13 protein-coding genes are annotated in these 14,088 nt (G+C 67.5%); 8 read left to right on the top strand and 5 right to left on the bottom strand.

Annotation, left to right across the window (positions count from 1 at the left end; genetic code table 11):
• Positions 1–77 precede the first annotated feature (77 nt).
• Positions 78–914 (top strand): META domain-containing protein, encoded by an 837-nt coding sequence (locus tag AMS67_RS07530; RefSeq protein ID WP_053386840.1) that lies wholly within the window; start codon positions 78–80, stop codon positions 912–914.
• A gap of 29 nt (positions 915–943) precedes the next feature.
• Here AMS67_RS07530 and AMS67_RS07525 read toward each other — a convergent pair whose 3' ends face one another.
• Positions 944–1,894, bottom strand: a complete 951-nt coding sequence (locus AMS67_RS07525; protein ID WP_075201272.1) for a Gfo/Idh/MocA family protein — start codon at positions 1,892–1,894, stop codon at positions 944–946.
• A 207-nt stretch (positions 1,895–2,101) separates the two neighbouring features.
• Between AMS67_RS07525 and AMS67_RS07520 the strand changes: the two genes are divergently transcribed.
• From AMS67_RS07520 to AMS67_RS07505, 4 genes are read left to right on the top strand one after another with little or no spacing between them, the layout of a single operon-like run.
• Complete coding sequence (locus AMS67_RS07520; protein ID WP_053386839.1) at positions 2,102–3,319, top strand: glycosyltransferase family protein; 1,218 nt, start codon at positions 2,102–2,104, stop codon at positions 3,317–3,319.
• Position 3,320: 1 nt separating this feature from the next.
• On the top strand, positions 3,321–4,496 hold the full coding sequence (locus AMS67_RS07515; RefSeq protein ID WP_156316571.1) for a glycosyltransferase: 1,176 nt from the start codon (positions 3,321–3,323) through the stop codon (positions 4,494–4,496).
• Positions 4,496–5,659, top strand: coding sequence for a glycosyltransferase (locus AMS67_RS07510; RefSeq protein WP_053386837.1), 1,164 nt, complete (start codon positions 4,496–4,498; stop codon positions 5,657–5,659). The genes AMS67_RS07515 and AMS67_RS07510 overlap by 1 nt, the downstream gene beginning before the upstream one ends.
• Positions 5,656–6,894, top strand: coding sequence for a glycosyltransferase (locus tag AMS67_RS07505; RefSeq protein WP_053386836.1), 1,239 nt, complete (start codon positions 5,656–5,658; stop codon positions 6,892–6,894). The genes AMS67_RS07510 and AMS67_RS07505 overlap by 4 nt, the downstream gene beginning before the upstream one ends.
• A gap of 7 nt (positions 6,895–6,901) precedes the next feature.
• Here AMS67_RS07505 and AMS67_RS07500 read toward each other — a convergent pair whose 3' ends face one another.
• Complete coding sequence (locus AMS67_RS07500) at positions 6,902–7,918, bottom strand: 3-oxoacyl-ACP synthase III family protein (RefSeq protein ID WP_053386835.1); 1,017 nt, start codon at positions 7,916–7,918, stop codon at positions 6,902–6,904.
• Between the two features lie 26 nt (positions 7,919–7,944).
• Positions 7,945–8,160, bottom strand: coding sequence for an acyl carrier protein (locus tag AMS67_RS07495; protein WP_053386834.1), 216 nt, complete (start codon positions 8,158–8,160; stop codon positions 7,945–7,947).
• A 78-nt stretch (positions 8,161–8,238) separates the two neighbouring features.
• Here AMS67_RS07495 and AMS67_RS07490 point away from each other — a divergent pair, with 78 nt between their 5' ends.
• Together AMS67_RS07490 and AMS67_RS07485 are read left to right on the top strand one after the other, a co-directional pair.
• Positions 8,239–9,303 carry a glycosyltransferase family 2 protein gene (locus AMS67_RS07490; RefSeq protein WP_075201276.1) on the top strand — a complete coding sequence of 355 codons (1,065 nt, stop codon included), beginning with the start codon at positions 8,239–8,241 and terminating at the stop codon, positions 9,301–9,303.
• A 9-nt stretch (positions 9,304–9,312) separates the two neighbouring features.
• A complete protein-coding gene (locus AMS67_RS07485) occupies positions 9,313–10,392 on the top strand; it encodes a glycosyltransferase (RefSeq protein WP_053386832.1) in 1,080 nt (359 codons plus the stop codon).
• 58 nt (positions 10,393–10,450) lie between these two features.
• Here AMS67_RS07485 and map read toward each other — a convergent pair whose 3' ends face one another.
• Complete coding sequence (map, locus tag AMS67_RS07480) at positions 10,451–11,224, bottom strand: type I methionyl aminopeptidase (protein ID WP_053386831.1); 774 nt, start codon at positions 11,222–11,224, stop codon at positions 10,451–10,453.
• Between the two features lie 95 nt (positions 11,225–11,319).
• Between map and AMS67_RS07475 the strand changes: the two genes are divergently transcribed.
• The gene (locus AMS67_RS07475) at positions 11,320–12,192 is read left to right on the top strand and encodes a siderophore-interacting protein (protein ID WP_053386830.1); all 873 of its coding nucleotides are present in this window, start codon (positions 11,320–11,322) and stop codon (positions 12,190–12,192) included.
• A gap of 60 nt (positions 12,193–12,252) precedes the next feature.
• Here AMS67_RS07475 and AMS67_RS07470 read toward each other — a convergent pair whose 3' ends face one another.
• Complete coding sequence (locus AMS67_RS07470; RefSeq protein ID WP_053386829.1) at positions 12,253–14,079, bottom strand: ABC transporter ATP-binding protein; 1,827 nt, start codon at positions 14,077–14,079, stop codon at positions 12,253–12,255.
• Positions 14,080–14,088 lie beyond the last annotated feature (9 nt).

The raw sequence follows: 14,088 nt of genomic DNA, 5'->3' as shown, positions 1-14,088 counted from the left end.
GACTACTCGCGCGCGCTCTGCCCGGCTTCTCGGAGCTCGCAATACACTTAACTCATACCCCGCGCAAAGGAGCGACAATGTCAGAGAATGTGAAGCATGCCCTCGGCTTATTGTTCGCCGGAGTCATCGCGTTCGGTGGCGTCGGGGCGGCAGCGGCGCTGAGCCCAACGACCGCCGCTCCCGCTCACCACGACAGCGATGCCGATTCCACCGCGGAGCCGACCGAGCTCTCGACCGCACTTCTCGGGCGTTGGCAGGCTCCCGCTCCCGCCAACCCAGACGCGTTCGTCGAGTTCACGCAATACGGCCTGTGGTTCGCCTCCGACGGGTGCAACGGTCTCGATGGCACGTGGATCGTCGATGACGACGGAGCGCTGCAGGTTCAAGGGTCGAAGGTGATGACGCAGGTGTGGTGCGACAACGTCAACATTCCGATGGTGGTGTCCGATGCCGTCTCGGCGGAGGTCGGAAACGATCAGGTCACGCTCACGACGTCCTCGGGCGACGACATGGTGCTCGACCGCACTCGCACCGAGAGCGTCTCGCTCGTCGGTACGTGGGCACCCGAAGACGGCGCGAGCGGACCGGAGGTCACGTTTTCATCCGAGAACGAGGTGACCGCGACTGACGGCTGCAACGGCTCGTTCGGCGAGTGGTCGCTCAGCCCCGAACTGGAGTACGGGTCGACGAGCTCGATGGCGCCGCTCCTGCAGGGTCGCTTCTCGGCTGGGCTCCTGGGGTACACGCAGGTGGGATGCCCAGGGAACGCCGAGCGCGACTTCCTCGGGATTCTGGGTGATGCCACACAACTGGGTTTCATCGACCCAGACCGGGTGCTGATCGCCCACCCATCCACGAAGACCGACGACCCGTTCGGCACCGACTCGTCGGTGATCCTCAAGCGCCAGTCATAGCGGCGGCACTCGCTCGGTGCGGGCTCGCCCTACGCGAGCGCGGCGGCGATGATGCGGTGAGCCGGCAGAATACTGCGACGCTCCTCGTCGGCGTCGATCTTACCCTCGACGAGGTCGACGAAGTGGTCGAACTGCGCGGCGAGCGGCTCGAGCCCGGAGACCTCGGGGACCTCCATCTCGGTCATCTGCTTGAACCCGGCGCGCCCGTCAGTCCCCTCGATGTTCGCGTGACGGTACTTCGTCACGCCGCGGAGCAGCAGGTCGACCTCCACCATCGAGTCGAGTGACTGGATCGTGAGGCGACGCACCTTGCGCTGACCGATGCGGCTGGCCGAGGCCGAAGCGATCCCGTTGCCCGGGAACCGCAGGGTGAGGTCGATCACGTCTTCCGCACCCTCCAGCGACTCGGGGTGGAAGTAGCCGAGCTCGGCGTTGACGCGCTCGGGCGTCTGCGAGCCGAACATGCGCGAGATGAGGTCGGCGTCGTGCACGAGCACGTCCCAGGCCACACCGGTCTTGATGCGCGACCAGTAAGGCGAGTGGCGCTCGGCCCGCACGTACACCGGCTCCGACTCGATCAGCGACTGCGCCGCGATGACGCCGGCATTGAAGCGCTCGAGGAAGCCGCACTGCACCGGCACGCCGCGCTGCTCGGCCGTCGCAAGGATCTCCTCGGTTTGCTCGAGCGAGGGACAGATCGGCTTTTCGATGAGCACCGGAAGCCCCGCATCGAGAATTTCTCGCGCGATGTCGTAGTGGTATTCCGTCGACGCGGCGACGACGACCGCGTCGGCGTGCTTCAGCGCGTCTTCGGCGGCGGCGTACCATTCGCCGCCGTACTGCTCGGTCGCCGCCCGTCCGTTCGCTTCGAACGGATCGACAATGCCGACGAGGTTGGCACGCGCTGACGTCGAGATGATACGCGCGTGATTGCGCCCCATCGTGCCAGCACCGAACAGGACCACATTGGGTTGCGCCACGGAATCATCCTCCAAGTCGACTGCGTTTCGTACGGCTCGCCAGAGGCGAACCCTCACAGTTTACGGGGCAGGCGCCGACAACCAGGGTTTTGGCGCCAGAGCTCGCACTCCCAACTCACCTGACGTGTGCTCTGATACCCGCAGGCGCCCCAGCCTGCAGACAATTAAGATGGAGAGCATGCAGTTGCGGCGCGGTGGGAGTGACGAGTGGTGAACCGCAACCGGTTGCCGCGCTGGGTGAACTGGGCGATTGATCGACTCGCAGATGCGCCGATGAGTCCGCTTGGCCGGATCGCCGCTCGCCGGCTCGGTCGGCCCGCGCCGCGAGGCAGCGTTCTCGCGACCGAGTTCGCTCCGAAGCCGATCCGGGTACTCATTGCCCCGGTGAACTATTCGGCCCAGGGCATCGCGTGGGCGCGCGCGCTCGAACGCACCGAAAGCGACATCTCCGCGCGGAACATGGCGATCGATGTGCCCGGCGGGTTCTCGTTCGATGCCGATCTCGTGGTTCCGCAGGGCACGTATCACAATGATCCCGACTGGCAGCGACGCCAGTTCGCGGCCGCCACGCAGGCGACCCACGTGCTCATCGAAGCCGAGGAGCCACCGTTCGGCCGCCTGATGCGTCGCTCGGTCGTCGCGCAGGCACGGGCGCTCGAGGAAGCGGGGGTGAGTGTCGCCTTCTTGGCGCACGGCACCGATGCGCGGCTTCCCTCGCGCCACATCGCGCACAACCCGTTGTCGTATTACGCGGACGATGCGGTGTACCTGCCCCGCGCGGAGCAGTTGGCCGCGCGCAACATCGCGCTCGTCGAAGCGAGCGGACGCCCGGCCTTCGTGTCGACCCCTGATCTACTCGTGGATCTGCCCGGCGCGACCTGGTGCCCGGTGACCGTAGACCCCGAGAGATGGGCCGCGCCGACCCGCACCGAGCGGCAGCCCGGTGCGCCACTGCACGTCGTGCACGCGCCATCGGTCGCTGCCTACAAGGGCACGCCGTTGATCGTCCCCGTGCTGGAACGCCTGCGCGACGCCGGCATCATCTCATTCGAGCTGATCCAGGGCGTCCCGTCGCGCGAAATGCCTGCGAAGTTCGCGACCGCCGACGTGATGCTCGATCAGTTTCGCGCGGGCTCCTACGGGGTCGCGGCGTGCGAAGCCCTGGCGGCGGGCTGCGTGGTCATCGGGCAGGTCTCAGAACAGGTGCGAACGGCCGTGCGCGACGCTGCCGGGAGCGAGCTCCCGATCACCGAGGCGACACCGGATACCCTTGAGGCGGCGCTTCGGAGCCTCGCCCAAGATCTCGATCTCCGAGCCGCTCGAGCCCGTGGCATCGCATTCGTGCGGCACGTGCACGACGGCGCATTCGCAGCACGTGCGCTCTTGGACCACTGGATTTCGCTGCCCGACCGAAAGGATGGCTGAAGTGCACCCCGTCGCTGAGCGTCTCTGGAAGATCTCCCCGAAGTTCGCGCAAGACGCCATTGCATCCGCGGTCGATCGCGCGCAGGGCATCGTTCCCCCGGCTCCCCCGGTTCCTGACACGGCGCGGCCCACTCGGATGCTCGTCGGACCGGTCAACTACGCGGGTCAGGGATACCAGTGGTCTCGTGCCGTCGAGACGACCGGACGGGTATCGGCTCGGAACTACGTGCACGAGGCCAACAACCCTCTAGGTTACGCGGCCGACTACACAGTCTCTTGGCGAACGGCGGAGCACTCTCGTGCCTGGCAGCGCGCGATGATCGAAGCGCTGCGAAAGAACTACACGCACGTACTCGTCGAAGCGTGCTTCCCGGTGCTCGGTGGGCTGTACTCCGGCGACATGCGCAAGCAGATCTCGCTCATGCAGGATGCCGGCCTGAAGATCGCTTTCGTGGGTCACGGCACCGATGTGCGGCTGCCGTCTCGGCACGCGGAACTCGAGCAGTGGTCGTTCTTCCGCGACGACGAGTGGGTGGCGCCCGAACTCGTCGAAAAGGTGGTCGCTGAGAACCTGCAGCTCATCGACGAGCTCGCCCTCCCCACCTTCGTGTCGACGGCGGGGCTCCTGCTCGACCTGCCAGCTGCGCACTTCCTCGGTGTCATCATCGACCCCGAGAAATGGGCCAACACGGCACCCCTGCTCGAACGTCCGAGGCTGAAGGTGGTGCACGCACCGACCAACCCGATCGTCAAGGGCACGGGATTCATCGAGCCGATTGCGCGCAAACTGCACGATGAAGGCCTGATCGAGTACGTCGAGCTGCGGGGCATTCCGAACGATCAGATGCCGAGTGTGTTCGCCGACGCCGACATTGTGCTCGACCAGTTCCGTATCGGCGACTACGGGGTCGCGGCCTGCGAGACGATGGCGTCCGGGCGCATCGTGCTCGCGCACGTGAGCGACCAGGTCAGATCCACGGTCGAGGCTGCCGCAGGCATGCCGTTGCCCATTCCCGAGGCCACGGTCGAGAATCTGGAGTCGGTCATCCGCGACATCGCCGCCCGTCGCGATCACTACCGCGAAGTTGCGACCCAAGGCCCGGAGTTCGTGCGCCGCGTGCACACCGGGGAGTTCTCGCGCGAGGTACTGATGCGCGAATTCTTGGACCTCGACTGATGCGCATCACGATCGCGAGCCGCATCTACCGGCCCGAGCCTTCTGCCGCCTCACTATTTCTGGGCGGCGTGGCAGATTCGCTTCTCGCGCAGGGACACGAAGTCGACGTCCTGACGGCGCGGCCGCTTCCGGGGCAGGGCAGTGGCTCCCGTGGAGAACGTGTGCGCACCTTTCCCGTGCTGCGCGATCGCACCGGCTACGTTCGCGGATACCTGCAGTATCTGAGCTTCGATGCGCCCCTGGCGTTCCGTCTGCTGTTCTCTCGGCGATCCGATGCCGTCTTCGTCGAGCCCCCGCCCACCACAGGAGCGGTCGTGCGCGTCGTCTGCGCGCTGCGCCGCATGCCGTACGTGTACGACGCTGCAGATGTGTGGTCGGATGCCGCGTCCGGCGCCACCGGATCGCAAGTCGTGGTGAACGTGCTGCGCGCGTTCGAGCGGTTCGCGATGCGCGGTGCCGCTCGCATGGTGACGATTTCCGATGGGGTCGTCGAACGCGCACGCGCGCTCGGAGTGCGAACGCCGATGGCGGTGACGGGTTTCGGTGCCGATACCGAATCGTTCGTCTATGAGGAGCGGCCCATTGAGCGCACCTTCGTGTATGCCGGCACCTTCAGTGACCTGCACGGCGCGGTCGTGCTCGTCGATGCATTCGCGGAGTTCTCGCGCACGCACCCCGGGTTTACGCTGCGATTCATCGGCAACGGCACGGAACGGCAGGCGATTGAGGATCGCGCGCACGACCTCGGGGTCGCCGCGCAGGTCGAGATGCGCGATTCCGTACTCCCGGAGGCGCTCCGCCCTGAGCTCGCGGCGGCAACCGCCAGTCTGGCCACGCTGCTGCCCGGAGGCGGGTACGAGTACGCGTTCACGTCGAAAATCTACTCGTCGCTGGCGTCCGGATGCCCCGTGATCTTCGCCGGCCCCGGCCCCACCGCAGCGTTTCTCGATCACGCCGCCACCGACGTGGCTGTGGGCCGGGCCGTAGCCTACGAACCGTCGGCAATCGCCGAGGCGATGCGTCGGGCGGCTGACCGACCACCGACCGCGCAGCAGCGGCGAGAACTCGCCGACTGGACAGCCGCGCACCATTCGATGCAAGCGGTGACGGATCGGGTCGCACGCGAGATCGTCGCCGTCGCCGCCGAGCGGAGCACCTCGTGAGCGGCTGGTTCGCGCGAGCCGCGGGCTGGGCGGTTTCGCACCGCACCAAGCTCCCCCGATGGACGCAACGGCTCATGGAGTCCGCGGCCCGCAACCCGGACGGCTTCGTAGGTCGTATCGCGGGTCGTCTGCTCGGCGGGGGCGGCCCGGCGCCCACCACGAGCGTGCCTGATGCCGGCACCCGCGTGTACATCGCACCGACGAACTACGCCGGCCAGGGCTTCCGCTGGGCCCGAGCGCTTGAAGAGTTCGGCACCGATATCGCTGCGCGCAATGCCGCGATCGAGCTGCCGGGCGGGTTCGCGTTCCCTGCCGACACCCTCGTGCCCATCGCCTCGGTCAACGCGTCGGGCGAGTGGGCCGAGGCCGAGTGGGAGGCCGCACGGCAGTTCACGCACGTGCTGGTCGAGGCCGAACGGCCGATGTTCGGCAAACGTTTCCAGCGCGATCTCGCCGCCGAGATTGCGGCGCTGGGCGACGCCGGCGTGAGCGTCGCGTTCCTCTGCCACGGCACCGACATACGCGACCCCGAGCGGCACGCGGAGCTCACCCCGTGGTCGATGTACCCGGAGGACCCGCGGACCGCCCAGCTTCAAGCCGACGCCCGCGCGAACGCCGCACTCATTGCCAGTTTCGACGTACCGGTCTTCATCTCGACTCCGGACCTCGTCGCCGACGTGCCCAATGCGCACTGGTGCCCGGTTGTCGTCGATGTCGAACGCTTCCGCGCACCCGTGTCTCCGAGCTTCTCCGGTCGACCGTTGCGGATCGCCCATGCGCCGAGTGATCCGCTCGTGAAGGGCAGCAACTACATCGAGCCCGCCCTCGCCCCGTTGATCGCATCGGGCGCGGTCGAGTACACGCTCATCACCGGCACCCCGTCGGCGCTCATGCCCGCAGCGTTTGCGGCGGCGGACGTCGTGATCGATCAGTTCCGAGCCGGGTCTTACGGCGTAGCCGCCTGCGAGGCGATGGCGGCCGGTCGCGTCGTGATCGGGCACGTCATGCCGTTTGCGCGCGAGTACGTCCGGGCACAGTCCGGGCTTGAGCTCCCCATCGTGGAAGCCACCCCCGATACTCTGCTCGCCGTGGTCGAAGAGCTCCTCGCCGACCCGGTGCGCGCGCAGCGGATCGCCGCTGACGGACCCGAGTTCGTGGAGGGCGTGCATTCGGGGCGCTTGAGCGCCGGAACCCTGATCGAGCACTGGATCACGGACACCGGCACCGCCGAATAACGACCGGCTACCAGGTCAGCACGAGCCCGCCCCAGGAGAGGCCGACGCCGAACCCGAGCAGCATGACGCGCATGCCCGGGCGCAGCGCCCCCGCTGATGCGGCATCGGCGAGCGCTATGGGAATCGACGATGAGACCGTGTTACCGGTCTCCGCAAGTGACACGAAGAACTTCTCCTGCGGCACCGCGAGCTTCTTGCGCAGGTGTTCAAGCATGAACGCGTTGGCCTGGTGGAAGACGAAGAGATCGATGTCGTCGAGGCCGGCCTGCGCCTTCGCGAGCACGGCGTCCACGGACTCGGGAACGACGCGCAGTGTGAAGTTGAAGATCTCGGGGCCGTCCATGTAGAGGTCGTACCCGTTGCTCTCCAGCTCACGCGCTGCGGCGGTCGACCGAGGCTCGAGATCGGCACCGCCGCGGAGTCCACCGTGGGGCACGACGAGACGCCCGGCGCCGCTGCCATCCGTGCCGTACGTCATCGCAGTGATGCGCTCCACGGCCTCGTCGGCCGCATCAGCCTCGACGAGGGTCGCTGCGGCACCGTCACCGAAGATCGTGCGCACACTCTTGTCACGCGGATTGACAAGCTTCGTGTAGGTGTCGGCGGTGATGAGCAGCACGCGCGACGCCTGGCCCGACTCGATCAGCCCTTTAGCCTGGCCCAGACCGTACACGTACCCGGAGCAACCGAGATTGATGTCGGCAGCGCCCGCCGAGGAGCGGAGCCCGAGCCCCTCGTGCACGATGCAGGCCGTCGTCGGCAGCAGATAGTCGGGCGTCTGGGTGACCACGAGCACGTAGTCGATCGATTCGGGGTCGATGCCGTCGCGTTCGATCAGTCGGCGGCCAGCAGCTACCGCGAGATCCGAAGAGTACTCGTCAGGCCCGGCGATATGTCGCTGATGAATGCCGGTCTTGGCCGCGATCTTATCGACGCTCCACTCGGGAAACTCCTCGGAGAGGTCTGCATTGGTGAGCACCCGCTCGGGCAAATGATAATCAACGGCGGTGACGCGCGCGTACACTCCGGGCTCCGGCCGAGGATCGGGGCTTATGCGCGCTGCACGAGAGCGAACAGATCCTCCACCGTCTGAGCGTCTGCCAGCTCATCGGCATTGATCTCGATGCCCGCGCGCATGTCGGCTTCCGCGATGAACGACAGGTTCGCCAGCGAGTCCCAGCCCTGATTCTCCAGGTTCTCCGTCTCAGACACGGCATCGACCTCGAGGATCTCCGCGACGAGCTGCAGCAGGCTTTCTTTTTCCATGAGAATGAGACTAGCAAGCCCAGCCCGGGCCACCGAACCACCGTGAATCGCCTCGCGAATCGCCGCTACCATCGACGCATGAGCCACGCCCTCGTCGACGTCATCGTTCCCGTGCACACGCCGACGCGCCCCATCGCGCGCGCGGTCGCCTCAGTGCTCGACCACACGGCGGCCGAGGTGCGCGTGCTCGTGATCGCGCACAACACCCCGGTCGCGGGCATTCGCGAGGCACTCGGGGGCGCGGCTGACGACCCCAGCGTCGAACTGCACGAACTCGGTGACGGCGTCGCCTCGCCGTCGGGGCCCCGCAATCACGGTCTCGGTCTCGTGTCGGCTCCGTGGTTCAGCCTGCTCGACTCCGATGACTGGCTCGCACCCGGCGCTCTCGATTCGTGGCTGCGTCTCGCGTCGTCGAGCATCTCCGACGCGGTGCTCGCACGCATCGAGCGCCAGGGCTCAGACACGCCCGACCCGCTGCCGCCGACACGCCCCGGCCGCACCCAGCGCCTTGATGCGGTGCGGGACCGCCTGCCCTATCGCTCCGAACCCGTGGGGCTGCTCTCTCGCGACCGCTTCGGCGATCTGCGATATACCCCGTCGTTGCGCTCCGGCGAAGACCTCGAGGTCTCGGCGCGCATCGCCTACAGCGGGGCGTCTCTCGCCTACGACCGCACCGGCCCCGCATACGTCTTCGGAGCCGATGCCGGTGACCGCGTCACCGCGGAACGTCGCCCGCTCGCCGACGACTTCGCCTTTCTCGAAGCGATCGTCGCGAGCGACTGGTTCCGCGCACTCTCGCGGAGCCAGCGACTGGTATTCGGGGCGAAAGTGTTTCGTCTGCACTTCTTCGATGCGGTGCTCGCGCGCCTCGACACCGATGGCGGGCTCGCGGCGCACCGCGGCGAGTTCGCGGCTCTGGTGCAGCGCATTCGGCGTACTGCGCCGGGCGCGATCTCAGTCCTCTCGCGCCGCGACCGGGCGGCTATCGACGCCGTACTCGATCCCTCCGGCGACGCCTCGACGGTGCGGCACTTGCTGGATCTGCGCTGGGCCGGCGGCATCGACTCCCAGCTAACGCGCAATCCGCTGCTCTCGCTGCACCGCCAGGGGCCTCGGCGCACCCTGCGCGATATGACGGTCTAGCATCGAAACATGACCGAGCCGCTCGTCGACCTCACCATCGCCGTCCATTCAGCCTCGCGGCCGATCGCCCGGGCTGCGGCCTCAGTGCTCGATCACACACGGGCGGCCGTGCGCGTGAACGTGGTCGCGCACAACATCGACCCCGAGATCATCCGAACGAACCTGGGCGCGTACGCCAATGATCCCCGGCTGCGGCTGCTCGAACTGCGCGACGGCATCAAGTCGCCCGCTGGGCCGATGAACCACGGCTTCGCGAGTTCTACCGCTCCCTACATCTCGGTGATGGGGTCTGATGACGAACTCGCACCGGGCGCCATCGATTCGTGGCTCGCAATCGCGCAGCGCACAGGCGCCGAAGCGGTGCTCGCCAAGATCCAGCTCGACACCGGTCGCACCGATCCGTATCCGCCCGTGCGACTCGGCCGGCGTACCGAGCGCCTGCACCCCCGCAAAGATCGCCTCGCCTACCGCAGCGCTCCCCTGGGTTTGATCAGTCGCGCACGGTTCGGCGAGCTGCGTCTCACCGAGGGACTGCCATCGGGTGAGGATCTCACGTATTCGCTCACCGTCTGGTACACCGCACACGCCCTCGCGTACGATTTGCACGGCCCGGCATACGTGATCAATGCCGACGCCGGTGATCGCGTCACTTTCGCGCCGCGACCGGTCGCCCAGGATTTCGCGTTCCTCGACGAACTCGAATCGCTTCCCTGGTTCGTGAGTGCCGCAGCCGCGGATCGGCTCGCCATCGTCGTGAAGCTCGTGCGCATCCACGTGTTCGACGCGATTCTCGCCCGAGCACGCTCGATCGAAGATGTGCGAGCCAATCGCGCGCCGCTGCTGTCGCTCATCGATCGACTTCTGGGGCTCGCTCCGGGCGCCGCAGAGTACTTGTCGCTGGCGGATCGCGCGGTCTTCGACGGTCTTCGTGACCCGGGGGCCACGCCCGAATCGATCGCCGCGCTGCTCGAGGTGCGTCACCGGTACCTGTCGATACCGACTCTGCTCACACGCAGTCCCCTCCGCGCACTCCACGCCCAGGCGCCGTTCCGCACGCTCTTCGCGGGCTACCGCATCATGCGGGGCTGAGCCCTCTCCAGACCCGCCTCGGCGTCGCCCACACCTGCACCGGGCGAGCTCACGCTCGCTAGCGCGTGGGCAACGTCAGGATCTCAGCGCCGTTCTCCGTGATCGCGACGGTGTGTTCGGAGTGCGCGGTGCGGCTCCCGGTCGCGCTGCGCAGCGTCCACCCGTCGGCGTCGAAGACGAGCTTGTCGGTGTCGGCCATGACCCAGGGCTCGATGGCGAGCAGCAGGCCAGGTCGCAGGCGATACCCGCGACCGGCGCGGCCGCTGTTCGCGATATGCGGATCCTGGTGCATGGTCGACCCGATGCCGTGTCCGCCGAACTCCATGTTCACGGAGTACCCGGCACCCTTGAGCACTTTGCCGATCGCGTTCGAGATATCGCCGATGCGTGCGTCGGCCTTCGCAGCTGCGATGCCCGCGCGCAAAGCCTCCTCGGTCGCGGCGATCAACGCCTCGTCTGCGGGGTCGCGTCGCTCGCCGACGATGAAGCTGATCGCGGCGTCAGCCGCGATCCCGTCCACGGTCACCGCGAGATCGAGGGTCAGCAGGTCGCCGTCGGCGAGTGCGTAGTCGTGCGGCATGCCGTGCAGCACTGCGTCGTTCACCGCGGTGCACACGTAGTGCCCGAAGGGGCCGTTGCCGAACGACGGCGCGTAGTCGACGTAGCACGAGACCCCGCCGCCCTCACGAATGAGCTCACCGGTGAGACGGTCGAGTTCGAGCAGGTTCACCCCGACGGCGGCGCGCTCGCGCAGCGCTTGGAGGATGTTACCGACGAGCGCCCCCGCGCGTCGGGCTCGGCTCAACTGGTCGTCATTCAGGATCTCAATCATCGGGGTCCATCGTACTCTCCGCTGTCGCCCCCGGGATCCTGAGATTCGTCCGATGTTACTAGAGACACAGGCGGCAGCGGCGCTACGGTGAGACAGTGAATGAATCCGCTCCCCGCCGTCGCGGCGGCCCCGCTCGTGTTCTGACCGTCGACCGGACCGAGCGCATCAGCCCGCACCTGGTACGCGTGCACCTCGGAGGCGAGAACTTCGCGGCTTTCCTCGGTGAGGCCGACCCCGAGCGGCTCGCCCAGACCGATAAGTACGTGAAGCTGCTGTTCGCGAAGCCCGAGCTCGGCCTGGAACCGCCCTACGATCTCGAAGAGCTGCGCGAACGCCTCCCGCTCGAAGATCTGCCGGTGCGCCGCACCTACACGATCCGATCGATCGACACGGCGACCGACACCCTCGCGATCGACTTCGTCGTGCACGGCGACGAGGGCATCGCCGGCCCCTGGGCGGCCGCCGCGCAGCCGGGCGACCTGGTCACCTTCTCGGGCCCGGGCGGGCAGTTCGCGCCGACGCTCGATGCACAGGTGCCCCGTCTGTACGTGGGTGACGACTCAGCGATTCCTGCGATCGCGGCGGCGCTCGAAGAAGTGCCGGCGAGCGCACACGGGCTCGTGCTCATCGAGGTGGGGAACGCCGACGACGAGATCGAGCTGCGGCACCCGCACGGCATCGAGGTGCGCTGGCTGTACCGCGAGCAGCCTGACGGGACGCACGCGACGCACGGCACCGTGCTCGTCGCGGCCGCACAGGCTCTGCCGGTGCCCGAGGTACTCCCCGAGGTCTTCGCGCACGGCGAGCGCGGGGCGATGAAGGAGCTCCGCGTGCTGCTGCACAACGGTTGGGGCATCGAGCGCCGCGCGCTCTCGCTCTCCGCATACTGGGCGCTGGGCCGCGCGGAAGACGGGTTCCAAGCGGAGAAGCGCGAGGCGGTCGGCCAGATCTTCGAGGCCGCCGAGTAACGCACCCGATACGTCGAGAGTCGCCCTGCTGCATCACAGGGCGACTCTCGACGTCATCGCCTAGGCGCCGGGGCCTGCGGGTGGTTCGCTATTGCGCAGCAGCGAGCCGAGCCCAGCGAGCGCGACCTGTTCGCCGAACGGCGGGTGCGCTTTCGCGACCTCGGCGAACGTACCCTGCGCCACAATGATGCCCTCATCGAGGTAGCAGATGCGGTCGTAGTCCTTGATCGTCGACAGGCGATGCGCCACCGAGATCAGCGTCACCTCACCCTGCAGGCTGCGAATCGACTTCGTGACCTCGTCTTCGGTCTTCGTGTCGAGTGAGCTGGTCGCTTCGTCGAGCACGAGCACGAGCGGGTCGGTGTACAGCGCGCGAGCGATGCCCAGGCGCTGCTGCTGGCCGCCCGAGAGCGACATACCGCGCTCGCCGATGCGCTCATCGATGCCGCCGGCGCGGTCGGCGATGAGCGAACCGAGCTGCGCGCGCTCCAGCGCGTGGATCACCCGGTCGCGATCGATCTCTTCGCCCCAGGTGAGCGCCACGTTCTGAGCGATGGTGCCGTCGAACAGCGCCACGCGCTGCGGCACGTACCCGACCCGGCCGCGCCACTGCCGCAGCACGGACTGCATGGGGTCGCCGTCGATTTCGATCGCGCCCTGCGAGGGCTGGCTGAGCCCGAGCAGCAGATCGATCAGCGTCGATTTGCCGGCACCCGACGGGCCGACGATGCCGACGGAGCTTCCAAGCGGCACATCGAGCGACATGCCGCGAATCACGTCGGCGTCCGCCGACGGGTAGCGGAACTGCACATCGTCGAGGCGCAGCAAGCGCGGGTTCTCAGCAAGCTCGGCGGTGTCGGCCGGAGTCTGCGAGGTCTGCACGTCGCGCTCCGAGGCGATCAGGTCACCGACCACGTCGCGGGCACCCGGCAGACTCGCGGTCGCCTGAACGATGCCGCCCTGCAGCGCGGTGAGCGCCGGAATCAGTCGGAAGCCCGTCGTGGCGAAGAGCGCGACCGACGAGAGCGCACCCTGCACACCACCCTGGAAGAAGTACGCGCTGACACCGATGAGCGCGATGCCGCCGAGCAGCGCCATCTCGAACGCGAAGCCGGGCAGCACGCCGAGAAACGAGCCGTTCGCGCGCGCACGAGTGCCGTGACGTCGGTTGTCGGTCACGAGGTCGGCGACCTCGCCCAGCCGGTTGCGCAGGCTGAGTTCTTTGAGTGCGTCGATCATCTCGGTCATGAGATTCGCGACGCGGTAGCTGTAGTCGCGGTTCACCTGGCCGGCCTCGAGTGAGCGGTTCGTGACCACGAAGTGCACGAGGAGCATGACGAGCGAGAGGTAGACGAACGCGATGACCGAGGTCGCCGGATCCGAGACCACGAGCACGCCGAGCACCAGGATGAAGGTGAAGAAGGCGCTCGGCACCCGCATGAGCGGCAGCACGAACCCGGCCATCGCGTTCGCGATGCCAGCGTCGGCGATTCTCGTGATCTCCGCGACCGTGCGCTTCGAGCGCTCCTCCCAGCTCGCCCCGATGTACGCGCGGAACAGGCGGTCGCCCACCTCGAGCTCGTACTTCGCGAAGCGGCGCGTGGCGAACCACTGCAGAATGACGTTGAGCAACGACTTCAGCATCATGAGCGCGAGCGCGATGAGCACGAGCAGCGGCGCCGACTCGACGCCGATCTTGCCGAGCACGGGCACGGTGATCGCGTTGCCGGCGAGCATCGGGCCGATGGTCACGGCGAGGATCGCCATGCCGATCGCGTCGAGCGCCGTGATGAGGCTCGTCGCGACGATGTAGCCGACAAAGTAGCGCTGCGCGCCATCCGGCAGCAGCGGCAGCAGTTGACGGAGAGTGGTCCAGATGTGTTTCATGATGCTGTC

Source organism: Leucobacter japonicus, from assembly GCF_001273855.1.
GTDB classification, from domain to species: domain Bacteria; phylum Actinomycetota; class Actinomycetes; order Actinomycetales; family Microbacteriaceae; genus Leucobacter; species Leucobacter japonicus.
Note: the sequence above shows the minus strand (reverse complement) of the source record. Positions and strands in the feature narration are given on the sequence as shown.

What these genes read in the sequence shown, in the direction of transcription:
- AMS67_RS07530 (WP_053386840.1), top strand. Translation starts at nt 78, where the DNA reads ATGTCAGAGAATGTGAAGCATGCCCTCGGCTTATTGTTCGCCGGAGTC.
- AMS67_RS07510 (WP_053386837.1), top strand. Translation starts at nt 4,496, where the DNA reads ATGCGCATCACGATCGCGAGCCGCATCTACCGGCCCGAGCCTTCTGCC.
- AMS67_RS07495 (WP_053386834.1), bottom strand. Translation starts at nt 8,160, where the DNA reads ATGGAAAAAGAAAGCCTGCTGCAGCTCGTCGCGGAGATCCTCGAGGTC.
- AMS67_RS07490 (WP_075201276.1), top strand. Translation starts at nt 8,239, where the DNA reads ATGAGCCACGCCCTCGTCGACGTCATCGTTCCCGTGCACACGCCGACG.
- AMS67_RS07485 (WP_053386832.1), top strand. Translation starts at nt 9,313, where the DNA reads ATGACCGAGCCGCTCGTCGACCTCACCATCGCCGTCCATTCAGCCTCG.
- map (WP_053386831.1), bottom strand. Translation starts at nt 11,224, where the DNA reads ATGATTGAGATCCTGAATGACGACCAGTTGAGCCGAGCCCGACGCGCG.
- AMS67_RS07470 (WP_053386829.1), bottom strand. Translation starts at nt 14,079, where the DNA reads ATGAAACACATCTGGACCACTCTCCGTCAACTGCTGCCGCTGCTGCCG.